At 50.5% G+C, this 24,333-nt stretch carries 24 protein-coding genes and 1 pseudogene; 10 read left to right on the top strand and 15 right to left on the bottom strand.

Annotated features, from left to right (window positions below):
• Window positions 1-7: 7 nt before the first annotated feature.
• Complete coding sequence (locus EP25_RS0116330) at window positions 8-985, top strand: DUF4340 domain-containing protein (RefSeq protein WP_031434884.1); 978 nt, start codon at window positions 8-10, stop codon at window positions 983-985.
• Between the two features lie 339 nt (window positions 986-1,324).
• On the opposite strand, the gene EP25_RS0116325 is transcribed toward EP25_RS0116330, so the two are convergent.
• Both EP25_RS0116325 and ggt read right to left on the bottom strand, forming a co-directional pair.
• A complete protein-coding gene (locus EP25_RS0116325) occupies window positions 1,325-2,032 on the bottom strand; it encodes a 4'-phosphopantetheinyl transferase family protein (protein ID WP_152555666.1) in 708 nt (235 codons plus the stop codon).
• A gap of 5 nt (window positions 2,033-2,037) precedes the next feature.
• Window positions 2,038-3,717, bottom strand: a complete 1,680-nt coding sequence (gene ggt / locus EP25_RS0116320; RefSeq protein WP_036300703.1) for a gamma-glutamyltransferase — start codon at window positions 3,715-3,717, stop codon at window positions 2,038-2,040.
• Between the two features lie 253 nt (window positions 3,718-3,970).
• On the opposite strand from ggt, the pseudogene EP25_RS22075 reads away from it, so the two are divergent.
• Together EP25_RS22075 and EP25_RS23950 are read left to right on the top strand one after the other, a co-directional pair.
• A pseudogene (locus EP25_RS22075) lies at window positions 3,971-4,858 on the top strand (polyphosphate kinase 2 family protein).
• Window positions 4,859-4,891: 33 nt separating this feature from the next.
• The gene (locus EP25_RS23950; RefSeq protein ID WP_031434881.1) at window positions 4,892-5,134 is read left to right on the top strand and encodes a hypothetical protein; all 243 of its coding nucleotides are present in this window, start codon (window positions 4,892-4,894) and stop codon (window positions 5,132-5,134) included.
• A 75-nt stretch (window positions 5,135-5,209) separates the two neighbouring features.
• On the opposite strand, the gene EP25_RS0116305 is transcribed toward EP25_RS23950, so the two are convergent.
• The 7 genes from EP25_RS0116305 to EP25_RS0116275 form a co-directional block, all read right to left on the bottom strand.
• Window positions 5,210-6,274 carry a hypothetical protein gene (locus EP25_RS0116305; RefSeq protein ID WP_031434880.1) on the bottom strand — a complete coding sequence of 355 codons (1,065 nt, stop codon included), beginning with the start codon at window positions 6,272-6,274 and terminating at the stop codon, window positions 5,210-5,212.
• A gap of 597 nt (window positions 6,275-6,871) precedes the next feature.
• Window positions 6,872-7,192 carry a hypothetical protein gene (locus EP25_RS23945; RefSeq protein ID WP_031434879.1) on the bottom strand — a complete coding sequence of 107 codons (321 nt, stop codon included), beginning with the start codon at window positions 7,190-7,192 and terminating at the stop codon, window positions 6,872-6,874.
• Window positions 7,193-7,693: 501 nt separating this feature from the next.
• Window positions 7,694-8,224 carry an REP-associated tyrosine transposase gene (locus EP25_RS0116295; RefSeq protein WP_031434878.1) on the bottom strand — a complete coding sequence of 177 codons (531 nt, stop codon included), beginning with the start codon at window positions 8,222-8,224 and terminating at the stop codon, window positions 7,694-7,696.
• A 31-nt stretch (window positions 8,225-8,255) separates the two neighbouring features.
• The gene (locus EP25_RS0116290) at window positions 8,256-8,804 is read right to left on the bottom strand and encodes a hypothetical protein (RefSeq protein ID WP_051906778.1); all 549 of its coding nucleotides are present in this window, start codon (window positions 8,802-8,804) and stop codon (window positions 8,256-8,258) included.
• Between the two features lie 651 nt (window positions 8,805-9,455).
• Window positions 9,456-9,722 (bottom strand): hypothetical protein, encoded by a 267-nt coding sequence (locus tag EP25_RS0116285; RefSeq protein WP_031434876.1) that lies wholly within the window; start codon window positions 9,720-9,722, stop codon window positions 9,456-9,458.
• Between the two features lie 223 nt (window positions 9,723-9,945).
• Window positions 9,946-10,581 (bottom strand): hypothetical protein, encoded by a 636-nt coding sequence (locus EP25_RS0116280; RefSeq protein WP_031434875.1) that lies wholly within the window; start codon window positions 10,579-10,581, stop codon window positions 9,946-9,948.
• A 2-nt stretch (window positions 10,582-10,583) separates the two neighbouring features.
• Entirely contained in the window at window positions 10,584-10,811 is a 228-nt protein-coding gene (locus EP25_RS0116275) for a hypothetical protein (protein WP_031434874.1), read from the bottom strand.
• Between the two features lie 89 nt (window positions 10,812-10,900).
• Here EP25_RS0116275 and EP25_RS0116270 point away from each other — a divergent pair, with 89 nt between their 5' ends.
• Complete coding sequence (locus EP25_RS0116270; RefSeq protein WP_031432313.1) at window positions 10,901-12,148, top strand: IS256 family transposase; 1,248 nt, start codon at window positions 10,901-10,903, stop codon at window positions 12,146-12,148.
• Window positions 12,149-12,155: 7 nt separating this feature from the next.
• Here EP25_RS0116270 and EP25_RS0116265 read toward each other — a convergent pair whose 3' ends face one another.
• The gene (locus EP25_RS0116265; RefSeq protein WP_031434873.1) at window positions 12,156-12,680 is read right to left on the bottom strand and encodes a hypothetical protein; all 525 of its coding nucleotides are present in this window, start codon (window positions 12,678-12,680) and stop codon (window positions 12,156-12,158) included.
• Window positions 12,681-12,924: 244 nt separating this feature from the next.
• On the bottom strand, window positions 12,925-13,494 hold the full coding sequence (locus tag EP25_RS0116260; RefSeq protein WP_031434872.1) for a hypothetical protein: 570 nt from the start codon (window positions 13,492-13,494) through the stop codon (window positions 12,925-12,927).
• A gap of 374 nt (window positions 13,495-13,868) precedes the next feature.
• On the opposite strand from EP25_RS0116260, the gene EP25_RS0116255 reads away from it, so the two are divergent.
• From EP25_RS0116255 to EP25_RS0116245, 3 genes are read left to right on the top strand one after another with little or no spacing between them, the layout of a single operon-like run.
• Window positions 13,869-14,747 (top strand): NAD(P)-dependent oxidoreductase, encoded by an 879-nt coding sequence (locus EP25_RS0116255; protein WP_031434871.1) that lies wholly within the window; start codon window positions 13,869-13,871, stop codon window positions 14,745-14,747.
• Complete coding sequence (locus EP25_RS0116250) at window positions 14,747-15,535, top strand: hydroxypyruvate isomerase family protein (RefSeq protein ID WP_031434870.1); 789 nt, start codon at window positions 14,747-14,749, stop codon at window positions 15,533-15,535. The genes EP25_RS0116255 and EP25_RS0116250 overlap by 1 nt, the downstream gene beginning before the upstream one ends.
• Before the next feature lie 31 nt (window positions 15,536-15,566).
• Window positions 15,567-15,965 carry a VOC family protein gene (locus EP25_RS0116245; RefSeq protein ID WP_031434869.1) on the top strand — a complete coding sequence of 133 codons (399 nt, stop codon included), beginning with the start codon at window positions 15,567-15,569 and terminating at the stop codon, window positions 15,963-15,965.
• A gap of 27 nt (window positions 15,966-15,992) precedes the next feature.
• Here EP25_RS0116245 and EP25_RS0116240 read toward each other — a convergent pair whose 3' ends face one another.
• The 4 genes from EP25_RS0116240 to hldE all read right to left on the bottom strand — a co-directional run bounded on the left by EP25_RS0116240 (window position 15,993) and on the right by hldE (window position 22,980).
• Entirely contained in the window at window positions 15,993-17,387 is a 1,395-nt protein-coding gene (locus EP25_RS0116240) for a GGDEF domain-containing protein (RefSeq protein WP_031434868.1), read from the bottom strand.
• A gap of 150 nt (window positions 17,388-17,537) precedes the next feature.
• Window positions 17,538-20,402 (bottom strand): multiheme c-type cytochrome, encoded by a 2,865-nt coding sequence (locus EP25_RS0116235; RefSeq protein ID WP_051906777.1) that lies wholly within the window; start codon window positions 20,400-20,402, stop codon window positions 17,538-17,540.
• 288 nt (window positions 20,403-20,690) lie between these two features.
• Window positions 20,691-21,557 carry a 4-hydroxybenzoate octaprenyltransferase gene (gene ubiA / locus EP25_RS0116230; RefSeq protein ID WP_031434866.1) on the bottom strand — a complete coding sequence of 289 codons (867 nt, stop codon included), beginning with the start codon at window positions 21,555-21,557 and terminating at the stop codon, window positions 20,691-20,693.
• Complete coding sequence (hldE, locus tag EP25_RS0116225) at window positions 21,550-22,980, bottom strand: bifunctional D-glycero-beta-D-manno-heptose-7-phosphate kinase/D-glycero-beta-D-manno-heptose 1-phosphate adenylyltransferase HldE (protein ID WP_031434865.1); 1,431 nt, start codon at window positions 22,978-22,980, stop codon at window positions 21,550-21,552. The genes ubiA and hldE overlap by 8 nt, the downstream gene beginning before the upstream one ends.
• Before the next feature lie 70 nt (window positions 22,981-23,050).
• Between hldE and arsC the strand changes: the two genes are divergently transcribed.
• Genes arsC through EP25_RS0116210 form a run of 3 tightly spaced genes read left to right on the top strand, consistent with a single transcriptional unit; the run spans window position 23,051 to window position 24,331 of the window.
• Complete coding sequence (gene arsC / locus EP25_RS0116220) at window positions 23,051-23,398, top strand: arsenate reductase (glutaredoxin) (protein WP_031434864.1); 348 nt, start codon at window positions 23,051-23,053, stop codon at window positions 23,396-23,398.
• Window positions 23,399-23,402: 4 nt separating this feature from the next.
• Window positions 23,403-23,990 (top strand): NAD(P)H:quinone oxidoreductase, encoded by a 588-nt coding sequence (gene wrbA, locus EP25_RS0116215; protein ID WP_031434863.1) that lies wholly within the window; start codon window positions 23,403-23,405, stop codon window positions 23,988-23,990.
• Window positions 23,987-24,331 (top strand): DUF2069 domain-containing protein, encoded by a 345-nt coding sequence (locus tag EP25_RS0116210; protein ID WP_031434862.1) that lies wholly within the window; start codon window positions 23,987-23,989, stop codon window positions 24,329-24,331. Before wrbA ends, EP25_RS0116210 begins: the two co-directional genes overlap by 4 nt.
• Window positions 24,332-24,333 lie beyond the last annotated feature (2 nt).

Raw genomic sequence — 24,333 nt, 5'->3', positions numbered from 1 at the left:
GAAGTCGATGACGAAATTACAAACAGGATTGAGCGGCCTGCTGGTATTGCAACTGCTGATCGCGGCCGCCTTGTTTTGGGGCCAGCAACAGCCCGGGCAACAAAGCAAGCGGCAGGCGTTGTTGAGTTTTCAAGCGCAGCAATTGGACCGGGTGGTCGTCAGCGATGCCGACCACAGTATCACACTGACCAAGAGCGGCGATACCTGGTTACTTCCCGACCTGCAGCGACTACCGGCCGATGACGGCAAGTTGCAGGGGTTGCTGGACAAGCTGCAACACCTGCAAACCGGCTGGCCGGTCGCGACCACCGACGCCAGCCAGCACCGCTTCGAAGTCGCGAAAGACAAGTTCCAACGCAAGCTGCAGCTGTATCAGGCCGATAAGCTGGTCGGAGAACTGTTGATCGGCACCTCGCCCGGCTTCAGGAAATCGCATGTCCGCCGAGCCGGGGATGACGCCGTTTATGCGGTGAAGCTGAACAGCTTCGATTGGCCGGCCAAGGCGGAAGACTGGCTGGACAAGGCGCTGCTCGCGGCCTCAGACATCAAGCGCATCGAAGGTCCGGATTACGTTCTGGCGAAACAAGAGGACGGTTGGCATTTCAACGCCGAACAGTCGGCAGAGGATCAGCCCGAGAATACGCCGCCGGCGCTAAACCAGGAAAAAGCCAAGCAATTGGCCTCCGCATTGACGAATCTGAGCGTGCAAGCGCTGGCCGACAATCCACCCGACTTCGACGCCGCCGACAGCAAGGCGGTGACGCTGCAAGTTTCCGGCCCCAAAGGAGACCGGCGCTATCGTCTATTGCAGAACGACGACAAGTACTATGTCAGCCGTGATGACCGGAAACCGATCTTTACGATCAGCCAGTTCGACTATGACCGGATCGCAAAGGTTGATTTGTCGCAACTGGCGATAAAAAAATCCGATAGTATTGAAGAGGCTGAAACGGAAACTGATGAGCAGTCTAGTGATGCTCAATAGAGTTTGTTCACCTACCTTCAATTGACTTAGAGAAAACCGCTTAAGTCCCTCAAATAAAGGGGATCTGTTTAGGACAAAAAGCTGGGTTGTGTAAACCATCAACCCAGCCTTTTCCGATGCACTATTCATCGCCCGGAATCTTTGCCAAAGGTTATTATACTCGTCGTTAATGTAATTTAGGCACGGGTGTCCATCAGAGGACGTCGTTCACCCAGCAACTATATTCTATAGACTATTGGCTGTGTTCATCATGTTCGTTAATTTAGGTGCAGGGGGCTTTACGTCAGCATCTGACCGCCAGGGACGCCATGAAAGGAAGAGTTTGCCGGTGCAATCCCGTCAAAGCAACGTGTTCCAGGAATGAAGACTTATGGTTGGCATCCCAGCCCCCTCCAGACAAACGGCGGCGCACAAGCCCTCGCCCAATTCGATGGCAGACACCTGCCATTGTTCAGTCTCCCCGTATTGAACCGGAATCCGAACCAACGCTAGCTCTGCAGCGGCAGCGAAAACGACTTGGTCCAGACCGAGGGCGATACCGCGCCCGGTCGCCTTGACGAAGGCTTCCTTGGCCGTCCACAAGCGGTAAAAAGCGATTGTTTGCCGTTCCTCCGGCAGCGATCGCCAATAATTCAGTTCCGTATCGGCGAAACATTTACGCGCCAGGCCGTCTAACCCTTTTCGCGGTCGTATCGTTTCGACGTCGACACCGATTTGTGCTCGGCTCGTGACCGCCAGCAACAGATTTTCGCCGCTATGGGACAGATTGAAACTCAGCTCGGGATGATCCGGCAAATAGGGCTTGCCGTGCTCGGTTCGGGCTATTTGAATCTTCGCTGGATCATGTCCCAGGTATTCGCTTAGTTTTAGACGCAAGCGGGCGCGGGTTTCCAGATAGCGGCTAAGAACTTCCGGCCTGCGCATCCTTTCCACGGCCTGGCGTTCCTGTTCATCCAGCAATGCATAGTAAAAGTCATGCTGTTGTTCCGTTCGGCAAAAAGTGCCATGCCACAATTGGACAGCGCCTTGCTTAGGTAATGTAATCACTTCGCTCAGCGCACCAACGCCAGTCCTTCCCCCCTGGGATCGCTGGCGGCCGATAATCGGCCGGTTTTTTTATGATATTGCACCGCCTGCATATTGCCGTAGCGATAACGCACTTCCTTGAGTCGATGCCCGAGAGCCTTCAAACCGGCGATTTCCTCCTCGGTCAACCCGCCCTTCTCGTATTGAATAACATCCGGCAGATATTGATGATGATAGCGCGGCACGTTGACCCAGGAATCCGGTTCGTGACCCGCGGCGAAATCCAGCACCGCCAATAACACCATCGAAATGATCCGGCTGCCGCCCGGGGTGCCGACAACGGCGATGCGTTCATCGTCTTCCAAGAAAGTTGGTGACATGCTGGACAACATGCGTTTGCCGGGCTCGATCGCGTTGGCGACACCGCCCACCAAACCGTAACCGTTCATCGAACCGGCCTTGCTGACGAAATCGTCCATTTCATCGTTCAACAACACCCCGGTTCCTTCGGCCATGGCCGCCGCACCGAACGGAAAATTGACGCTCAAGGTACCGGCCACTCGATTGCCGTCTTTATCGATAATGGAAAAATGCGTGGTATGCGGGCCGTCGTTGTTTTCCTCGATCTCGCCGGCCAGCCAAGTGCTGGGCATGGCTTTGTCCAGGCGTATCGAACGTCGGATACCGGCGGCATAATCCAGGCTCAACAATTGCGCTTGCGGAATCTCGACGAAATCGGCATCGCCCAAAAACATGGCGCGGTCATGGTAGGCGCGTTGCATCGCTGCGCTGACCAAGTGTATCCGCCCCACTCTGTCCAGTTCATCCAACGAATAAGCCGACAATATGTTCAAGGCCTGCAGCATGACGATGCCGCCGGACGACGGGGGCGCGGCGCTGACGACATCGATCCCTCGATAATTGCCGCGAATCGGCCGCCTTTCCACCACCTTATATTGATCCAGGTCGTCTTGCGTCCAGATGCCGCCGCCCTGCTTGACGCTGGCCAGCAGTTTTTCCGCGACCTCGCCGGCATAAAAACCGTCCCGACCCTGTTCGGCTAACCTGGACAAGGTCTTGGCCAGATCGCTCTGGCGCAAGACGCTTCCCGCGTCCGGTATGCGCCCATTCTGCAACAGCACCTCGCTGGCCGCCGCATCCTTAAGCAATTGCTTCAGCCGAAACGCCAGCAACTTGCGATGGCGCTCGCCGATTTGGAAACCCTGCTCGGCATAACGCATCGCGGGCCGCAAAACCTGGGGCAACGGCAGTGCGCCATAATTTTCCGATAAATGCACCAACGCCGCCGGCAGTCCCGGAATTCCGGCGGCCAACGCGCCATCGCGGGACAATCCGGGAATCACCTCGCCGTTCTGATCCAGATACATGTTCTTATGCGCCGCCAAAGGTGCCTTCTCGCGGCCGTCGACCATGGTCTCGAAACCGTCTTTCTCTCGGTGCAGCAACCAGAAACCGCCACCGCCAAGGCCGGAACCGGCCGGCTCGACGACGGCAAGCGCCGCGCTGACCGCGACCGCCGCATCGAAGGCGTTGCCACCTTGTTCGAGGATTTCGAAGCCGGCCAGCGTCGCTAAAGGATGTGCGCTGGCGATCGCCGCCTTGTCATTAGCCGCCCAGGCAGGCGTTACGCAGCAAAATAATAGAAACAAACTAACGCCGTTCAAGCGTCGTATCAGTACCGTCATGTCGAGAGCCTTGTCATTCAGAAATTTGCATAATCTTCACCGATAAAGCAGCGCAGTTCAACTAACAGATAAACAGACTCGTCAATGGCCGTCTTTATGTTTAAATAGCTTTTAAAAAACCGGTTCTGCATGTTGAAGTTGAAATCGCCAGCACAACATAGTAGATGGGGTATTCGGTGACGGTAGACAGTTTCATGCGCTATTTTTTCTTTCGGACCCGCACACCATGATTTCAATTCACTAGGAGCGATCTATGAATTACATCAACAAATTCCGCGTGGAACCTGGTAATCAAGTCAAACTCGACAAGATTGATGCCAGTTTCACGGACAAACATGAATCCCATAAACACGCCCTGCCCGAAATCCAGGCTCTTAGCCAATATATGTATGATTACCAGTATTTGATGTATGCCGAAGGCAAAAGATCGTTGCTCATTTGCTTGCAAGGGCGAGATGCCTCAGGAAAAGACGGCACTATCAATCATGTATTGAGCTCAATGAACTAGCAGGGCTGTACCGTGACCGGATTTAAAGTGCCTTCCTCAGAAGAAGCCGCTCACGATTTCCTCTGGCGTTATCACCAGCACACTCCGGCAAAAGGACAAGTCGCCATTTTCAACCGTTCGCATTACGAAGACGTGCTGGTTCAGCGCGTGCATAATATGGTGCCCAAGAACGTTTGGTCCCAACGTTATGAACATATCAATAATTTCGAGAAAATGTTGTACGACAACGGCACCCATATTCTGAAGTTTTACCTGCATATCGATTCCGACGAACAGCTTGAACGTTTCAAACAACGCATTACCGACAAGTCTCGACACTGGAAAATCAGCGAAAGCGACTATGCCGAACGCCCGTTCTGGGATAGTTATACCGAAGCTTTTGAAGACGCCTTAAGCAAGTGCAGCACCGACTACGCGCCATGGTTTGTTATTCCGTCCAACCACAAATGGTTTCGAAATCTCGCCATCTCCAAAATCGTAGTGGAAACGCTGGAATCGCTGCACATGAAATTCCCAGAACCGTCGGTCGACATCGAACAAATCAAAAAGAAATATCATGAAATCATCGCAGGGGAAGAAGTGAAAGCAAACGGCAAGAAGCACAAAAAAGATAAAAAAAAGCAAATAACTTGAATACAGCTCGGCACTCAACGAACTGATTTCATTGTGAACTTGATTGCCCTGCTTCTGGGCAAGGCCAACGAACAAAACAGAGAACCGTATAAAGCCCGGGCTACCGGCCTCTTGAGAAATCACCATGTTCACAGAAAAAACGGCAACGGAAATTTTCGGTTTCCAATTCTTCAGAATATAAAGAAGGTTTCACACAAAACACCAGACGCCTCGTTCAAGGGCCTCGAATCCGGCCAGAGCCGCCAGCGGGTGCGAGTTGGCGATCGCCCCTTGTGATAGGACATAAATCTAAATAATCAAACTAACGCGGACGGTTGACTTTTAAAATTCACCTCACCCCGAAAGCAACCGTTACGATAGGACGTTAAATCGCCCCGCCAGCTCGAATTTTAAACCGTTATCCAATACAACCTGTTCCCAATTCCGGTAGGGTTTTGGTGGCTCATAGACGGTCCGTTCGGCGTTATATTTTCCCGTCACCCCGGTCATCGCTTTCATGGAATCGGTGGCGGCGGCTTTAACGCCATCGTCTGTTGCCCGCGATCCGGCATAAAAGTCGTTTCCCGGCCAGGAAACATGGTCCCAGGCGACGATACTGAAAAGCATGAATTCGCGGAAGTCGTCGCCCGATTCCTGGTAGATTTCAGGGCGGCATAGTTGAGGTTTATCTTGGTTGCCTTGAGTCAAAGGGCGGACCATAAACACGATATGGCCAATCTCGATGCGCTGGTTTTGACATTCGTTGTAGGGGTCGAAATAAACCACCCGGATATTGCTCAAGCGTCCGCCGTGCTCGGTCAACAATCGCTGCAGTGTCGCTTTCAACACATCACCCAACGCCCCTATGAACCTTCCGGCGAATTGGCCGCAACCAAGCCCCGGGACGGTAACCAAAGCCTTGTGACCGGCAGCGCCGGCAACCGCGTCGGCATACAATAGCAAAGGCAGTAGCCGGCAAAGATACAATTGGTAATAACGTTCGCGATCGATTTCCCCGTCCTTGCCAACCACATCCCAATCGACGGGCGTCTGTCCCTTGCCGTTGCGTAATAGCGCCCCGGCCGAAAACAGCAAATGGGCAGAAAATGGCGTGGCATGAACCTCCGGAGCATGATGCTTGCCGTTATCGTAAACCGTCACCGGCACGGCGACGCCGATATCCCCTAACAGCTTGAGTTCGTCACGATTCCAGTCCTCCCCGCCGCCATGCACGGCACTCTCCGCGAAAATCTGCGGACGTTTGCTGTTGAGCAGGCATTCGAGCAATCGATCGATGGAAAGCTGGTTCATATCCTCCGATTGCAATTGTTGTTTCAGATATTGTCCGGGCTTTGTTGCGCGGGATTGCAACGCTCCCAGGTAATCCGACGCTCTTTGGTAAGCCCGACCGTGCATTATGATTTGGTAATTGCTCATGCCTACATTATTGACCTAAACTTGACAGGTGAACCTTAGCAGAGCATCAATAAAAAAGCGCGCAAAATCACAAAATTATCGGAAGAATTAAACACCTATCGAATCTTTCGATTTCATTTTCATTGCAATACGGGACGGACCATATATGCCCCCTTCGACGAGGTTCCTCTACGGTAGGGCGGATGCCCGCCAGGGTGATCCGCCAATCCAAACATCAACCATTGACCATAAACCAAGCGGCGACTTTTGTGACATATTCTTGGTTGCTTGCTCATGATGATTAATGAATATTAAGTTCCTCTGCACCATCTTCGGCGGAACCCGTCCATGGTTCCGCCTTACGGGTTTCAATCCCGCTCAGCGCATAGGCTCTTAAGAAACCGTTAGGATGATAGAGGAAAAAGCATGCGGATAGCTTCATCAGGGTCCGAAGGCCAATGAACACCTTCACCAAGAGACCGGATATATGGCGGCAATCTCGATCTCTGTTGGAACATCATTTTGACCATTCTTGGCTTGCAATTGGGGAGAAGTCCATATATGCGCTAAGGAACGAAGCGCATCACTTCGCGAACGATGCGCTTCACTCCGTTCATCCTACGAGCTGGGCAAGTTAATCACATTACCTGATTTTTTGCTCTTTTGTTTTACGTTCTTAATTTTGCTTAGCAAATGTGGCGATACGTTCCATCTTTGACCTGACTCGGTAATTACCGTGACTGTTTTCTTATTGTACTTAACGAGCGTACCCACCTGTCTACTTCGACCAGGTGGCTCAAAGCTAACTTGCTCTCCAGGATTGAACTGCATCATTTCATTATGAGTGTGCATAGACTCAAGAAACTTGAGTCTTTCAACGATCCTATGATTCAACTCAATCAATTGCTCCTCGGATAAATGATCAATATTTATACTCATATCTTTGCTCGTGTTCAAATTGCATAATGCCCTGTTCGGATGACCTTGGCAGATACTCAATAAATTTCAGAGTCGTAGCCTGGATGCAGCGCAGCGAAATCCAGGATGTCGTGACATCACCCCGCATTCCGCCGGGCTTCCTACGGGCTACTGGTCTTATACACGAGACTTATCATTAAAGACAATATTTTTTGAACGAACAGTTCCTAATCGATCGGGCGGATGCCCGCAGGGTGATCCGCCAAATAAGGAAATCACGAAAAAAATAACATTTACCGTCATTCTCATCCGGCGAAACTCGGTTAACCGGTTCCGCCTTACGGGTTAACTTGTTTGGTGAACCTTAGCAAAACATCAACAAAATGGCTCGCAAAATCACAAATTTATCGGAAGAATTAAACATCTATCGAGTCTGACCCTTTCGATACATGACCCTTTCGATACAGCGCAGTTTCCCAGGGCCATAGGATGTGCTGAACAACGTGAAGCGCATCGTTCGCGTTACTCAACATCTTCAATTTCAAATCGCTCGTCAGTTCCCCAATTCTTTGAATAAATGCCTTGTTTGACATAACGGTGGAAACTCGAATACGGCCAATCCGCCACTCTTGCTACTTTGTTGTGCTTCACCGGATTCCAATGAATATAATCGAAATGCCGATTAAAATCATCTTGGTCTGTGATTAAATGTGCCCAAAATCGACGCTGCCATATACCACGTTCACGGCGTTTTTGCCGACTTTTCGAAACTCTTTCACCAGGGGCGATTGACCGGGAAAACCGTCCTTTCAACATTCTCCATCGGGTCGAATAATCATCATCGTCTTGCGGTAATGTCCAAATGCAATGTAAATGATCGGGCATGACGACTATCGCATTTATTCGAAAGGGCTTTTGCTTCTTTACATATCTAAAGGCATCGCGTAATTCGTTAATCTTTTCGACTAACAGACGGTTGTTTTTCCGCTCGGCAAGATTGACGGTGAAAAACCAGGTGGCTTTAGGAATATAAAATCGGCGGTAGTCGGTCATGGCGTCATTTTATACCCGAACGATGCGCCTCCTAACGTCGGCACATCCTATTTGCGCACGTTATCGCGTTGGCAGCGCCGGCAACCGCGTCGGCATGCAACAGCAAAGGCAGTAGCCGGCAAAGATACAATTGGTAATAACGTTCGCGATCGATTTCTCCGTCCTTGCCGACCACATCCCAATCGACAGGCCTCAGCCCCCTGCCGTTGCGTAATAGCGCCCCGGCCGAAAACAGCAAATGGGCAGAAAATGGCGTGGCATGAACCTCCGGAGCATGATGCTTGCCGTTATCGTAAACCGTCACCGGCACGGCGACGCCGATATCGCCTAACAGCTTGAGTTCGTCACGATTCCAGTCCTCCCCGCCGCCATGCACGGCACTCTCCGCGAAAATCTGCGGACGTTTGCTGTTGAGCAGGCATTCGAGCAATCGATCGATGGAAAGCCGGCTTATATCCTCCGATTGCAATTGTTGTTTCAGATATTGTCCGGGCTTTGTTGCGCGGGATTGCAACGCTCCCAGGTAATCCGACGCTCTTTGGTAAGCCCGACCGTGCATTATGATTTGGTAATTGCTCATGCTTGACTTATTGATCTGAACTTGTTTGGTGAACCTTAGCAGAGCATCAATAAAAAAGCGCGCAAAATCACAAAATTATCGGAAGAATTAAACACCTATCGAATCTTTCGATTTCATTTTCATTGCAATACGGGACGGACCATATATGCCCCCTTCGACGAGGTTCCTCTACGATAGGGCGGATGCCCGCCAGGGTGATCCGCCAATCCAAAAATCAACCATTGACCATAAACCAAGCGGCGACTTTTGTAACATATTCTTGGTTGCTTGCTCATGATGATTAATGAATATTAAGTTCCTCTGCACCATCTTCGGCGGAACCCGTCCATGGTTCCGCCTTACGGGTTATGATTCGGTAATTGCTCATGCCTACATTATTGCCCTAACTTGACAGGTCAACCTTAGCAAAACATCAACAAAATGGCGCGCAAAATCACAAATTTATCGGAAGAATTAAACACCTATCGAGTCTGACCCTTTCGATGTTTACCCCTTTGTTGTCGCCTTACGAAGGTTCACTCTCGTTTAGGTGACCGATTTGGCTAGAGCTTCTTTCAGATTCCGCATTGGCTCCCGATAACCGTGTTTCCCTGTTGGGTAGCTTTCGGAAGTTTCTTTGGACACCCTTGCTTTCGCCTACGTCTTCCTTTCTCACAGGGCAAAGGCTGGACTTTCACCAGCTAGCTGACTACCATGCCAGTCACACCGCCCTACGGCCCTCTCCGCAAAAATCTGCGGACGCTTGGTATTGAGCAGGCATTCGAGCAATCGCTCGGCGGAAAGCTGGTTTATATCCTCCGATTGCAACTGTTGTTTCAGATATTGTCCGGGCATCGTTGCGCCGGATTGCAGCGTCCGCAGGTAATCCAACGCTCTTTGGTAAGCGTGGCCGTGCATTATGATTTGGTAATTGCTCATGCCTACATTATTGACCTAAACTTGACAAGTGAACCTTAGCAAAACATCAATAAAATGGCGCGCAAAATCACAAAATTATCAAAAGGATTAACCACCTATCGAGTCTGACCCTTTAGATTTGTGACCCTTTAGATTTGACCCTTTAGATTTTTAGATTCCTTAATTCTAAAGTTCCTTAGTCCTTTTTATGACGATGATTATAGTTTTATCTGAATGGCTAACGTCACAAACCAGGCGCGCTGCTTTTTGGCGTCGGCTGAATTTGTTTTGTTAGGCCATCGCTCTTCTTGCTTTCGCCAATAACACTTTGACTAGGTTTGTTTTCTTGCGCACGCTGGTTCATTTCAACTTTTTTTCTTAATTCAATAATCTGGCTGTCTAATTTATTTAGACCATCCGAAATACTAGATTTAACATTACTCTCAATCGAGCTAAGTGCTGAAAAATAAAACGCTAGAAATGCTATTATAAAGGCAACAACAATTGAGACTATTATAGTTACAGTATGCTTGTTAGAAGAGTCCCTAATATCTGAGATTTTTTTCTCTAGCTCGCTCTTCATCTCATATAACATCGATGTCGTTTGTGCACCTATGCGTGTCTCAACATTACTTATCTTTTCATCATGAAATTTCTCATACCATTGAAGACTTCCACCAGTAGGGTCTTCTTGCGATAGGTCATTAGAGCCCATAGATTTTCCAACTTTTCCAGGTGCTGCTTGGGTAACAGCCTCTATAGCTTTTGGCTTAGAGCTATTTTGGAGTTTTTTAACTTCCTTAAGAGCATCTAACGCAGTTTTTTCCTTATTGCTGGCCGTGCCGATTGGCCTTTTTTTACTTTTTCGTTTTCTGCTCAAAGTTATTCCTCCATGAAGGAGGTAACCACCTCTGACTCAGTAGCTTTAGTTAAATCGAATATTGCTGAAATGCTTTTGGCGATTTGAGAATCACTTGCAATCTCTATGTTTGATGCGTGGCTATCAATATCAACTCCTAATCCAAATGATGGGACATTCTTCTCAGGCAATGAAAATGTTTGTTTAACCCATGCTTCGTCCTCTTTTATTGGGCCAAGAGCTATGATCATTTCTGGTGTATGACTTGAGAAGAAAGCGGTGTAACCTGTTTGGCTAAGATCTCGCCAGATCAACCACCAAACGAGAAGGAAACACCACCATGGTACATAGTAATGTCATCAACCTGAATAAGCTAGAGCAAAATGATCCGTTGCAAGAAGTGTTGCGAGACGGTGCCCGTAAAATGCTGGAGGTAGCGATTGAAGCGGAAGTAAAAGCCTTTATTGATCAGCATAGCGGGCTGAAGACCGACGAAGGTAAGGCAGCGGTCGTTAGAAATGGTTATTTGCCTGAACGTTCAATTCAAACAGGGCTGGGTGATATTGAAGTCAAAGTCCCGAAGGTTCGGGATCGATCCGGTTCGGGGATCAAGTTTAACAGTCGCTTGGTGCCGCCATATTTGAAGCGAAGCAAGAACATCGAGGAATTTCTGCCTTGGCTGTATTTGCGAGGAATCTCGACGGGAGATTTCCCGGAGACCTTAAAACACCTATTGGGATCGGACGCTCCTGGCTTATCCGCTGCGACGATCAGTCGGCTCAAGCAGGATTGGGAGCATCACTATCGGGACTGGACGCGTCGGGATCTGAGTAATAAACGATATGTGTATGTCTGGGCCGATGGTATTTACAGCAACGTCAGAATGGATGATCGACTCTGTCTACTAGTCATCATTGGTTCCGATGAAACGGGGCGCAAAGAACTCATCGCCTTAGTCGATGGCTACCGGGAATCGGCTGCGAGCTGGGAAGAGGTGTTGATGGATTTAAGGCAGCGTGGCCTCTCTACGGACCCGAAATTAGCGATTGGAGATGGCGCTCTCGGTTTCTGGAAAGCCGTCGCTAAGCTTTGGCCGCAGACCGACCAGCAACGCTGTTGGGTGCATAAGACAGCCAATGTACTGGAGAAATTGCCCAAAGCCATGCAACCCAAGGTTAAAGAGGCGTTGCACAATATCTGGCAAGCCGAGACGCGGGAGGCGGCCTATCAAGCCTTTGATCACTGCCTCGAACGGTTTAGTCCGAAATACCCGAAGGCTATGGAATGCTTGGCAAAAGACAAAGCCTCGATGTTGGCATTTTATGATTATCCTGCTGAAAACTGGCAGCATATTCGAACGACCAACCCGATCGAGTCCGTCTTTGCTACGGTGAGATTGAGAACGACTAAGACCAAGAATTGCGGCAGCCGGATAACCACGTTGGCGATGGCGTTTAAACTGATCGAAACAGCCCAGAGAAGATGGTTTCGGCTTAGGGGCTATAAACATTTAGCCGATGTGATTACCGGCGTGAAATTCGTCGACGGTATTAAACAAACGGGAGATCAAAAACAGGACGCCGCTTGATTCTCTTCTATACACCAGATTTGACAATAGCTCTTGGGCCAACGGTCAGCATGCCATTGTCATGTACAAAGGTTGCTCTACAGTCATTTGGTTTTATCGATATCGGAAGGTTACTTTGAAAATACTTTTTCATCACGAGCGACAATGCATCACTATAGCTCTTCAGATGATCAGCTTCAAATATACTTATATGTCGGACGCCTAATCTTTCAATATTTGATAGCTCACTTGGGAATACCTTTTTTAGCGCCTTAACGAATCGTATAGCGTCATCCTTAAACTCACCTTCTGTAGCCGGGTCTTCATACATAATGAAAGAGCGCAAGTGATCCACTAGGATCTGTTTTGACGTGGCGTCAAAATTATCAGCAAAATGTACAGCCACACTTTCGCATTTCCAATGCTCGATTTTTAACTTAAATTCACTCCTTACCTCATCAAGGACTATTCCACGTCTATCAAATGCAGCGAGCAACGCGGGATACCGAATTTCCATGATCATTCGAGATTTTCGTTTTTCTAACTTTTTCATTTAAATGTGTTCCTATCGGAAGTCTCGGTATTAAAATACACTTGGTCTTACGCTTGTTAGCTTTGGATTCTAGCCCTTGCAAAGGTTACAAACTCCTGATGCTGTTCGAATAGGTTTGTAGCAATATCATTTAGCTCTTTGATTTGCTTCGTAACCCAATCAGGCAGATTCCAGTCGTCAGCGCGTAAATGATCGGGAATAACTGAGCTAAAGTTGCTGCTGCCAACTGGACCAGAGTATTCTGCTACCTTGAGCAAAAACTGTTTACACCCCTCGTACAGTGCTTTTCTTTTAGTGTCAATTCTGGATCAATGAAGTGATACTCGGCACCATTCCAGCGATAATAAAACTCATCAAGTTGCTTTAGTTTCTCGCGATTAAATGAGTTTCCGAAGTCATGCTCCTTCAGTAGTATTGCGCTTCCACAATTTGATGGAAAATCAATTAGGAATTTTTCGAGAAGCTTGTAATCTCCAATGCGCTGCTCCTGGCGAACCTTGTGCTCAAATATTAATTTTTGTAATCCAAAATATTTATAGCCTATGTTATGTGACAACGCCATAAAGACAAGAATCACACCAATGCTGTAATCAGTGCTAGCCTCCATATCTGGCAAATTAAGCGTAAGACCTGAATTAACATTAAAGACTTTGATAAGCCAGTTAATAATAAAGAGTTTTATGGGCTGCGGGACTAATATGAATCCGGCTCCCAACGTAACAACGTACCATGTAAGCTTATTTGTGAAATCTGGAAAAAACCATTTTTCAACAATTCTAGTGATAAACGCCTTTTTTTCTTCATTGCTAAACACTACAGTGCCCTTATTCCCTTTGAAAGCTAAAGTTATTATCCAGGTCTGAATATCTTACACACTAGCCCGGTAAATCGAAGCAATTTTATCTTTAAAGCCCCGTAGTTCTAAACGGGATAACATACAAATTTTCATGATAAACATGTCCGGATAGTTTTAATTCAATAGTTTACCAAAACGACTCGATCATTGGCCCCCTGATCCTCAAATTAACGCCATTCAGCAATTTGAACGATCGACATCGGAACAAACTATGGTAACTATTATAACCTAACACACAGGCTTAACCTTTCGCCTTTCGCCTTTCGCCTTTCGCCTTTCGCCTTTCGCCTTTACCGGCTATGATAACGAGCTTCACAATTTCCGAAGAAAAGATGCAAGAAAATTGCCATACCCTCGGTTTCATCGGCATCGGCCTGATGGGCAAGCCGATGACTTTACGTTTGCTGGAGGCCGGTTTTAAGGTCAATGTCTGGAACCGTAGCCCGGAAAAGCTCGAAAGCGTCGTCGCGGCCGGCGCGACGGCCTGTTATTCGATCGCCGATCTGGTTCGGGCCTCCGATGTCGTGCTGCTGTGTTTGGCCGATACCGCCGTCGTCGCTTCGATCGTCGACAACGAAATCTTGCACAACGGTGCGGCCGGCAAACTGTTGATCGACCTGTCCAGCATCGATCCGGAAGCGACCCGGCAACTGGCCGGCAAATTACATGACAGCTGCGGCATGCGTTGGGTCGATGCGCCGGTCTCGGGCGGCACGGCGGGCGCCGAGCAAGGCACATTGGCGATCATGGCCGGCGGCGAGGCGGAAGACATCGCCGTTGCCCGGGACGTATTAAGGCCTTTGTATAAGCAACTGACCCACATGGGGCCGGTCGGCAGCGGGCAAACCACGAAGATTTGCAATCAGATGATCGTCAGTTGCAATGTGCTGGTGATCGCCGAAATGATGGCGTTGGCGAAACAGGCCGGGGTCGATGCGGAAAAAATCCCCCAGGCGCTGGCCGGCGGCTTCGCCGACTCTAAGCCGTTGCAGATCGTCGGCCCGGAAATGGCGACGGACACCTTCGAACCGGTCAAGTGGCGGGTCAAGACCTTATTGAAAGACCTGAACATGGCGGTGGGATTGGCGCAGCAACAAGGCAACGCGATACCGATGTCGGGGCTGGCCGCGCAACTGATGCAATTGCATGGAAGTGGGGGCTTTCTGGAACAGGACCCTGCCACGCTGATCAAACTGTACCAAAAAGACTGATGCTGCGTTTCACCGCCAATCTGAGCCTGTTGTTCACCGAAGTCCCATTGCTGGAGCGTTTTCAAGCCGCCGCCGAGGCCGGTTTCGAGGCGGTCGAAATTCAATTTCCTTACGAGCTGAGTATCGATCAGATTCAACAGCAATTGCAGCGCCATCGCTTGAAATTGGTCTTGTTCAATGTCGATGCCGACACCTTGTTGCAAGGCGGCGAAGGCTTGGCGGCCGTGCCGGATAAACGGGACAGGTTTCGTCAGGCCGTCGAACAAACGCTGGCATATGCCGAAGTATTGCGACCCGAGGTGATCAATGTGCTGCCGGGGCGCTGCCTCGACGGCGAGCGCCTGGACGAATATATGGCGACTTTCAAAGACAATTTACGCTATGCCGCCGACGCTTTTGCCGCCATCGGCATCAAGACCGTGTTCGAGGCGGTCAACACCGTGGATATGCCCGGCTTCGTCATTCATAACGGCCGGCAAATGCTCGATATATTGGCCGAATTGCGGCATCCGAACCTGGCGCTGCAATACGACCTTTATCATATGTGGATGATGGGAGAGGACTGCGGCGATTTCCTGCGCCGACATTCCGAGAAAATCGGCCACATCCAATTTGCCGATTGTCCGGGGCGCGGCCAACCGGGTACCGGCGACGGCGATTTCGAACAAGTCTTCAGCATCATTGCAGCATACTGTTACCAAGGCTGGACCGGCGCCGAATATCGCCCCATCGGAAAAACCGCAGAAAGCTTAGGCTGGTTTAGCGCTTACCGCGACGGCGCGTTATAATCGTCACATTATCACTCCGGCAATACAGACCATGAGTACTATCGAATACACCCTGCATCATGCCAGCCTGGTCGTCTCCGACACGGAAAAATCGTTACATTTTTATCGCGACGTGCTGGGCATGCAACAAACCGCCCGCCCCAAACTACCCTTTCCCGGCGCCTGGTTGAAAATCGGCGAGCAACAAATTCATCTGCTGGAACTGGACAATCCCGATCCGACCACCGGCCGCCCGGCCCATGGCGGACGCGACCGTCATGTCGCTTTAACCGTCAAAGACCTGACTCCCGTTAAAGAGGCGCTTGACAAAGCCGATGTCACTTATACGTTGAGCATTTCCGGCCGGCAGGCTTTGTTTTGCCGCGACCCGGACGGCAACGCAATCGAAGTGATCGCCGAGGCCGAACTGGCTAATATGCCGGGCAACTGATCCTTCGTACCCAAAAGCCTCTTTCTTTCATGCGACGGTTTCGGGTTGATAAAGCTCAACCCGATTCCTGCCGTTTTCCTTGGCGCAATAAAGCGCACGGTCGGCGTGGTTAATGAGTTGTTCGTAATCCGGATGGCGGTCGAAAATCGCCACGCCCAAGCTGATCGTGATAGGCTCGTTGATGACCGGCATATCGCTGAAGGAGTTTCGCTCCACTTTCCTTCTCAGGTTTTCGGCGATGGTGAGACAATTGGCCGCATCGGTATTGTTGACGATGACCAGAAACTCCTCGCCGCCATAACGGAAAATATAGTCGTAGGCTCGCAGCGATCCCGATAACAGATTCGCCGTTTGGCTCAGCACTGTGTCGCCGACGCCGTGGCCATAGCGATCATTGATCCGTTTAAAATGGTCGATATCGATCATGATCACTCCCAACTGGCTATCATGTTCGAGACAATAACGGATTTCGTGCTGAATGATATTCGGCAAATAACGCCGGGTGAACAACCGGGTTAAGGTATCCTTATTGTTTTCCAACGAAACGATTTCGCGGGCGACCCGCTCCAGCAACCAGTCGGCTCCCGAGATCAAATTATTCATGCGTTCGATTTCATCGGCCAGTGCCTTCCAGTTTCCCTGCTTGCTTAACCTAATGACCGATTCCAGCTTTACGTCTATTTCATCGAGCTTACTTTGAAAATTCACCACTTCGCTTTGGTTATAAAAAAGCAAACTGGCGCGATGATCCACCCATAACCCGAATTTCGATTGGCGTAGCGGGACAATATGACGATGCTTCACGTGAGAGTAAGGATGATAAAGCAATGTGATGATTTCCCGGAACCAGTGCAACAGATTGGCGCGCGATTGTTCGAATTCTATCGCCAGATTATGGCTGATGTAATAATGGCGTAAATTCTGTTCGATTTTTTCCTGCTTGATGGACTTATTCAGATAAACATCATTAAACACCATCACTGCCAGATCGATCGCGCGCTGCATAAAATTCAGCAAATTTATGCTGCAACGCTCATCCGTTTCTTGCTGATGCACGATAGTAAAAAGCGCTTGTTTCAGATGATCGACGGCGAAATTAACGAATTGCATCGGAATTTTTACCCGGGCATGCAGTTCGCCGACGGTGCGTTGGCGTTCAAAATAAGGCATGAATTCATGATTAGCCTCGAACTCGAAGAGTGACAACAACCAATTGCGCAGCGATTTTTTCAGCCGCGATTCGACCAACTCGGTGGTCAAAAAAAGTTCACTGCCCTTCGTCTGCGTCAAGGTCTGATAAAACCCATTGACGATTTGCTGATCATGGCTGGCCAGCAGAAAACTAACATCCCTCATAAGCGGCAGATTCCGTTTATGATAGATTTCCGCATGTATCTCTTGGAACAGCGTATTATTACTCATATTAGGAACCCCCACCGCCAGCTCAACTTGTAAGAATCTGATTACATTTTAATCTTCAATGATCCTTTTTTCCAGTCAAGCCTGCCGTCGCCTTTTCATCCATTTGCGCAGGGATGACCGCCTTCCCTGGCGGCCGTTCATTGCAACGGCTTATTGCGCGACGAATTGCAGTGAAGTCAGTACCGTCGATTTGTTGGTCGACTCGTTATACATCTTCTTGAAATCGTTCACTTCCGCCGAAGGATCTTCGAACAAGTCGCGGGCGAAGCCGAAAGCCAGGGTTTGGTAAACCAGTTCGGCTTGCACGGTATAGCTTCCCGCTGGCAAATCAGCAATGCGATAACTGATGCGGTCGCTGCCGCCGATGAAGTTGTTGTCGTCGAAAGCCGTACCGGCCACCGCGACATCGTCCGGCGCCGTCGCCTTGTTGAAGCCGGCCGGCAACAGGCGATTGTCCTTCAGATAGCTCATGCCGCGCAACAAGGTGTAGGTAACCTCGTTGTTGTTGTCGCCCATGATCGCTTCATAGACCTGCACCTGATCAGGAGACGTGATCAGATCGTAATGCGGTTCGAAGGCTGTCGCATCGACATCGGCATCGACGCCTTGCACGCTGCCGTCGGCATTGACCTTGCCGGATTCGAACACGATAGTGTTTTGCGCATCGGTCACGGTGACATGCACGATCGCACGGCGCGACGGATAGGCGCTAGGCAATTTATGCCCGGTCTGGCTGTTGATCTGCAACGTGAAATCCAATTGCCCTGCATTCAACGACTGGCTGACCAGTTCGATGTTGGCAGAGCTTTGCAGCATCACTTCGGTCGCTGCCAGGATGTCGGTGAAGTTGTTCGACGGTACGCCCAGTTGTTGTTTGTTGTCGTTCAACATATTCAGCATCAGCTTGTTAGCGCCGACAAATTCGTGAATCGCGAAGTTATCGCGTCCGGACAGCCACATCGGCCGGTTGGAAATCGGTACGCCGTTGGCGCGTGCCATATGGCATTGCTGACAGCTTTGCGTGCCGGCGTAGTCGCTGTGCAGCCATTCCGAATACGGCATTTGTTCCGGGAATTCCGATTCCGGCGTCGAGCTCAGCACGTTACCGAATTCATCGACATAAGGCGTTTTCAGGTTATGACAGGTCGAACACAATTCCGATTCCTGGGTATGAATGCTGTACATCGGCGTATAACCGGTGTTCATGATCATCGGGTTCGGGAACAGGTTGTCATAAGGGCCGTAGATTTCCTTGTTGTTACCGATTTCGTAATGGCCGGTGAAACCGTCCAGAGTGCCCAGGGTCGGTGCGTCCTGAATCTGGTGGCACAGCGTACAGCTGACGCCGTTCATCGCCTCGTCGTGGCGCGGATGGTTGGCGTCCAGGAAACCGTTATCCAGCACGACGATCGTTTCGTTATTGCTTTTCGCTTCGAAATTCGCCATTGGCGCATGGCAACGGGTACATTTGTCGTTGATGACATCGGCCAGTTGCGGATTGCGGTTCAGCTCCGTGCGCACTTTCGCCTTCCAGAACGGATCGCGGGCGGAATTGGCCATCATCGTCGCCGACCAGTCGGTTTCGATCGAGACATCCTGGCCCTGATTATCGCTCAAACCGTTATGGCACATCGTGCAGTTGTCGGAACCCAAGAAATGCTCGCTAGTGAAACTCGCATTACCGCTCGGCTGCGGCGGTAATTGAAAAGTCAGGTTGGCGTCCGCCAGCGTCGTCACGCTGAAGATATCGCTGACGCCGCCGATGGTCAGCATCGTATTGGTCGTGGTTTGATAGCCCGAAGATGAGGTTTGTCTAACGGTGACTTGGTCGCCATTATTAACACTGCCATTGGTTGACATATAGGCGCCGCCATTGACCGCGTATTCACCGCCGCTGATGCTGATACTGGCCGCGCTATTGATACCGCCGACCATGATGGTATTAGACTCGACCAGGGTATTCAATTCCACATCCGTCTGATCGATGAAACTGAAGGCATCAGGCGTGGTATCGCTGGTGTCGGCCAAGGTTGTCACACTGAAGGTATCGCTGACACCGCCGATGGCCAGTGTGGCATGGGTCGTGGTTGAATAATTCGCCGAGGAAGCCTGACGCACGACAACTTGGTCCCCGTTGTTCACGCTACTACTGGTCGAAGTATAAGCGCCGCCGTTAACCGCGTATTCGCCGCCGTCGATGCTGATAGTGGTTGCTGTATTGATGCCGCCGACGGTGATCGTGTTGGACTCGATAGTCGTGCTCAATGCTACGTCAGTTTGATCGATGAAGCTGAAGGCATCGGGCGTGTTATCGCTGGTGTCGGCCAAGGTTGTCACACTGAAGGTATCGCTGACACCGCCGATAGCCAGGGTGGCATGGGTCGTGGTTGCATAATTCGCCGAGGAAGCCTGACGCACGACAACCTGGTCGCCGTTGTTCACGCTACTACTGGTCGAAGTATAAGCGCCGCCGTTGATTGCGTATTCGCCGCCGTCGATGCTGATAGTGGTTGCCGCATTGATACCGCCGACAGTGATCGCGTTGGACTCGACCAAGGTATTCAATGCAACATCGCTTTGATCGATAAAACTAAATGTATCAGGAGTGGTGTCGGTGCTATTCGCTAGCGTCGTCACGTCGAAACTGTCGCTGACGCCATTCAAATCCAAGACGGCATGCGTTGTCGTCGAATATTGACCGGAAGAAGTCTGGCGAACGGAGATGCTGTCGCCATTATTGACTTTACTTGAAGCGCTGGTAAACGCACCGCCATTGATCGAATATTCGCCACCGCTGATCGCGACCGATATCGAGGTATTAATACCGCTGACGGTGATGGTATTGGCGTCGATCAGCGTCGACAAGGGCACATCGGTCTGGTCGACAAATTGAAAGGCGTCGGGCGTTTTGTCCCAACGCATGCCGTTTCTGCCGGCCCAGGCCGACGACTGGTAAGAGAGGGCTGTGGCCCCAATCAGAATGAGATGAAATAACTTCTGCCGCCAAGCATACATGTTTTTCTCCTGTTGTTATAATTTTTCCAAAGCCAGGAGAAAAGCAAAGACCATACCGTAATTAAGGACTATTAGCGTTTAAACTAATTCGAATTTCCATAAACCTTACCTTCTTCCCACAAGGCAATGTTTTTATTAGCGTTACCAATCAAACACTTAAGTTATGGCGACCAATCAAAACATCCCTTTTAATGATGCTTTAAGGATTGGCCGATAGCATTAAACATTCGAATGAAAGAAAACTATGTCATTTAATAATCCTCCAAACCTTTAAATAACATAGTTCAATTATAGATAATCCAGCAACAAGCCGATAAACACAGTCAAGCCGAACCAATTGCTGTTCAGAAAAGCTTTAAAACAATCGGCCTTGACCCGGTGAAAGATTAATTTTTGCTGATAAACGAACAAACCGGCGCCGCCCAGCAAACCGGCATAATAAAACCCGCCTAAGTCTCGCATTTGTCCGACCCAAACCAGTAAACCGAGAATAATCAGCTGCAGAATTGCCATGATTTCCCGTTCACGGTCGCCAAACAAAATGGCCGTCGATTTAACACCAATCTTCAAATCATCATCCTTATCGACCATGGCATACATCGTATCGTAAACCAACGCCCACAACATCACCGCCAAATACAACACCCAGGCGACCACTGGAATACTATTAGTCTGGGCGGCGAAGGCCATCGGTATCGCAAAACCGAAGGCCATGCCCAGATAGGCCTGCGGCAGATGAGTATAACGTTTCATGAACGGATAACTCGCGGCCAAAAATGCCGCGACAAAGGACAGCATGATCGTGTAAAGATTGAGTAGCAACACCAGGCCAAAAGAAAGCAGACACAGGACCACGAACAAGACCAACGCTTCCTTGGCCGTAACCTTGCCCGCGGCGATCGGCCGTAATTTCGTCCTTTCGACATGCGGATCGATCTTGCGGTCGGCATAATCGTTGATCACGCAACCTGCCGCCCGCATCGATATGACGCCGACACAAAAGACCACCAACACCAATGGGTCGGGACGTCCGTCACCGGCCAGCCATAACGCCCACAGCGCCGGCCATAACAGTATCAGGGTACCGATCGGCCTGTCGAAACGGCACAATAACCAATACTGCCTAGCCCTGTCCTGCAACCATGCCTTATCCATTGCGCTCTCCCCTGATGGTCTTGATGATCGATGTGGTGGAATGGCCCTCGATAAAGGAGAGAATCTTGACTTCGCCGCCGTTGGCCAGCACGCTTTCGTGGCCGGCGATTTGGGTAATATCGCTGTAGTCCCCTCCCTTGACCAGGATGTCGGGCAGCAATTGGTCGATCAACTCCTTGGGCGTGTCGCTGTCGAACGAAACCACCCAGTCGACGCATTCCAACGCAGCCAACATCTCCATGCGCTGTTCCAGCTTGTTGACCGGCCGTTCAGGCCCTTTCAGCCTTCTCACCGAATCGTCGCTGTTAACCAAGACCACCAGGCGATCGCCTAAAGCCCGGGCTTGTTGCAAATAACGCACATGACCGGGGTGCAGAATATCGAAACAACCGTTGGTCAACACGATTTTCTCGCCCTCGTCGTGGGCTTCTTGCATCGCCTCCTGCAATTCCGCCACCGATACGACGCCGCGATGATGCGCGCGTTGTCCCTGCAGAGCATACTGCAATTCCTCGGTATTGACCGTCGCGGTCCCCATTTTGCCGACCACGATGCCGGCTCCGATATTAGCCAGCATCGTCGCGTCGGGCAATGACTGTTTTGCCGCCAAACTGGCCGCCAACACCGAAATCACGGTATCGCCTGCGCCGGTCACATCGAACACCTCGCGGGCGTGGGTCGGCAAATGCAAAGGTTCCTGCTCCCGCTGCAGCAAGGTCATGCCTTGCTCGCCACGGGTTATCAATAAGCCTTCGAGATTGAGCTCCGCCAATAGATTCATTCCTCGTTCGACCAACTGCGCCTCGTCGTCGCAGCGGCCGACCACCGCCTCGAATTCGCTCAGATTAGGGGTAATGAGTGTCGCATCCCGGTAAATGGAAAAATCGCTGCCTTTCGGATCGATCAACACCAGCTTCTTCATCATCCGGGCCAATTTGATGAATTGTTCGACCTTGTTCAACGTACCCTTGCCGTAGTCCGACAGGACAACCACCTGCGCCATAGTTAACTCGGCATGGCATTGGTGTAACAAACGATCGCTATCGACCCGATGAAAGCCGTCTTCGAAATCCAGCCGGATCAATTGTTGGTGCCGGCTCATGACCCGCAATTTGGTGATGGTCGGATAATCCGCCACCTGCTCGAATAAACACAGTACTCCCGCCTGCTTCAGTATCTGCTGTAACGACTGCGCCGCCTCATCGGCGCCGGCAAAGCCCATCAACGACACCTTCGCCCCCAAGGCCGCAATATTCAGCGCCACGTTACCAGCGCCGCCGGGCCGTTGTTCGTCTTGATTGACATGCACCACCGGCACCGGTGCTTCGGGAGAGATACGCGAAGTTGCGCCGTGCCAGTAGCGATCCAGCATCAGATCGCCGACCACCAACACGCGCGCAGTGGAATAATTGGGTAATTGCATAGCTTTGAACGCAGTTCTTAAGACAAAATGTTATTATAACGTTTTATCCTGATAATGAAGCGTGCAAACGATGAGCGTAAAAATTTATCATAATCCCCGTTGCAGCAAATCGCGAGAAACCCTGCAATTACTAAAAAATCAAGGCATCGAGCCGGAAATCATCGAATATTTAAAAACCCCGCCGACCGCCGAAGAATTGAACGACATTCTGCACAAACTGGACATGCAACCGCGCGAGCTGATGCGCAAAAAGGAAAAGGAATACAAGGAAACCGGGATGGATAACGAAAACCTGAGCCGCGAGGAATTAATCGACGGCATGATCAATACTCCGAAATTAATCGAACGCCCCATTGTGTTGGCCAACGATAAAGCCGCGGTCGGCCGTCCTCCGGAAAATGTCCTAGCGATACTTTAAGCTCATGGTCAAGATATTGGTTCTGTACTACAGCCGCAACGGCAGCACCGAAGCGATGGCCCGCCAGATTGCCCGCGGTATCGAGGCTGTCCCCGACAACGAAGCGGTGCTGCGCACCGTTCCCGCCGTTTCCACGGTTTGCGAGAAAACCGCCGCCGACATTCCCGAACAAGGCGCGCCGTATGCGACACTGGACGACCTGAAGCAGTGCGCCGGGCTGGCGCTGGGAAGTCCGGCTTATTTCGGCAACATTGCCTCACCGTTGAAATACTTCCTTGAAAGCACCACCGAACTCTGGTTTTCCGCCGCCCTGTCCGGCAAACCGGCTGCGGTGTTTACCTCTAGCGGCAGCCTTCATGGCGGCCAGGAAAGCACCCTCTTAGCCATGATGCAATCGCTCATTCATCACGGTATGATGATCGTCAGCGTACCCTGCAATGAAATCGCCCTGAAAGAAACTAAAACCGGCGGAACGCCTTATGGGCCCAGTCACGTCGCCGACGACCATAGCGGCATAAGCGAACACGAAAGAGCGATCTGCCATGCCCTAGGGAAACGGCTTGCCACGACCGCCCTCAAATTGTCGAAATGAAGCGAATCTATTATTATTACGCGGCCCTGGCCGGTTTTTTCGGTTTGTTCGCCTTGCTAATGGCCTGGAACACGGTGCTGATGCCATCCACTCGTTTTCCCGTGGCGATGGTGCTGTTGGTCTCCGTCACGCCCTTATTGTTGCCTTTCCGTGGCTTGCTGCACGGCAATTTGAAAAGTTGCACATGGATGAGTTACGTCAGTTTGATCTATTTTGTCCACGGTGTCGCCGAAGCTTATGCCAACCCGGTCGAACGTTATTACGCCCTGGCCGAGATAGGCCTAAGCCTGCTGCTTTGTTTCGGCGCCGGATTGTATGTCTACAAAGCCGATAACAACTGAAT

Source organism: Methylomarinum vadi (genome assembly GCF_000733935.1).
GTDB classification, from domain to species: Bacteria; Pseudomonadota; Gammaproteobacteria; order Methylococcales; family Methylomonadaceae; genus Methylomarinum; species Methylomarinum vadi.
Note: the sequence above shows the minus strand (reverse complement) of the source record. Positions and strands in the feature narration are given on the sequence as shown.

Bases quoted from the DNA above. Each gene is read 5' to 3' on its own strand.
- EP25_RS0116330 (WP_031434884.1), top strand. From the start codon at position 8: ATGACGAAATTACAAACAGGATTGAGCGGCCTGCTGGTATTGCAACTG.
- ggt (WP_036300703.1), bottom strand. From the start codon at position 3,717: ATGACGGTACTGATACGACGCTTGAACGGCGTTAGTTTGTTTCTATTA.
- EP25_RS0116305 (WP_031434880.1), bottom strand. From the start codon at position 6,274: ATGAGCAATTACCAAATCATAATGCACGGTCGGGCTTACCAAAGAGCG.
- EP25_RS23945 (WP_031434879.1), bottom strand. From the start codon at position 7,192: ATGAGTATAAATATTGATCATTTATCCGAGGAGCAATTGATTGAGTTG.
- EP25_RS0116295 (WP_031434878.1), bottom strand. From the start codon at position 8,224: ATGACCGACTACCGCCGATTTTATATTCCTAAAGCCACCTGGTTTTTC.
- EP25_RS0116290 (WP_051906778.1), bottom strand. From the start codon at position 8,804: ATGAGCAATTACCAAATCATAATGCACGGTCGGGCTTACCAAAGAGCG.
- EP25_RS0116285 (WP_031434876.1), bottom strand. From the start codon at position 9,722: ATGAGCAATTACCAAATCATAATGCACGGCCACGCTTACCAAAGAGCG.
- EP25_RS0116275 (WP_031434874.1), bottom strand. From the start codon at position 10,811: ATGATCATAGCTCTTGGCCCAATAAAAGAGGACGAAGCATGGGTTAAA.
- EP25_RS0116270 (WP_031432313.1), top strand. From the start codon at position 10,901: ATGGTACATAGTAATGTCATCAACCTGAATAAGCTAGAGCAAAATGAT.
- EP25_RS0116265 (WP_031434873.1), bottom strand. From the start codon at position 12,680: ATGAAAAAGTTAGAAAAACGAAAATCTCGAATGATCATGGAAATTCGG.
- EP25_RS0116255 (WP_031434871.1), top strand. From the start codon at position 13,869: ATGCAAGAAAATTGCCATACCCTCGGTTTCATCGGCATCGGCCTGATG.
- EP25_RS0116250 (WP_031434870.1), top strand. From the start codon at position 14,747: ATGCTGCGTTTCACCGCCAATCTGAGCCTGTTGTTCACCGAAGTCCCA.
- EP25_RS0116245 (WP_031434869.1), top strand. From the start codon at position 15,567: ATGAGTACTATCGAATACACCCTGCATCATGCCAGCCTGGTCGTCTCC.
- EP25_RS0116240 (WP_031434868.1), bottom strand. From the start codon at position 17,387: ATGAGTAATAATACGCTGTTCCAAGAGATACATGCGGAAATCTATCAT.
- EP25_RS0116235 (WP_051906777.1), bottom strand. From the start codon at position 20,402: ATGTATGCTTGGCGGCAGAAGTTATTTCATCTCATTCTGATTGGGGCC.
- ubiA (WP_031434866.1), bottom strand. From the start codon at position 21,557: ATGGATAAGGCATGGTTGCAGGACAGGGCTAGGCAGTATTGGTTATTG.
- hldE (WP_031434865.1), bottom strand. From the start codon at position 22,980: ATGCAATTACCCAATTATTCCACTGCGCGCGTGTTGGTGGTCGGCGAT.
- arsC (WP_031434864.1), top strand. From the start codon at position 23,051: ATGAGCGTAAAAATTTATCATAATCCCCGTTGCAGCAAATCGCGAGAA.
- wrbA (WP_031434863.1), top strand. From the start codon at position 23,403: ATGGTCAAGATATTGGTTCTGTACTACAGCCGCAACGGCAGCACCGAA.
- EP25_RS0116210 (WP_031434862.1), top strand. From the start codon at position 23,987: ATGAAGCGAATCTATTATTATTACGCGGCCCTGGCCGGTTTTTTCGGT.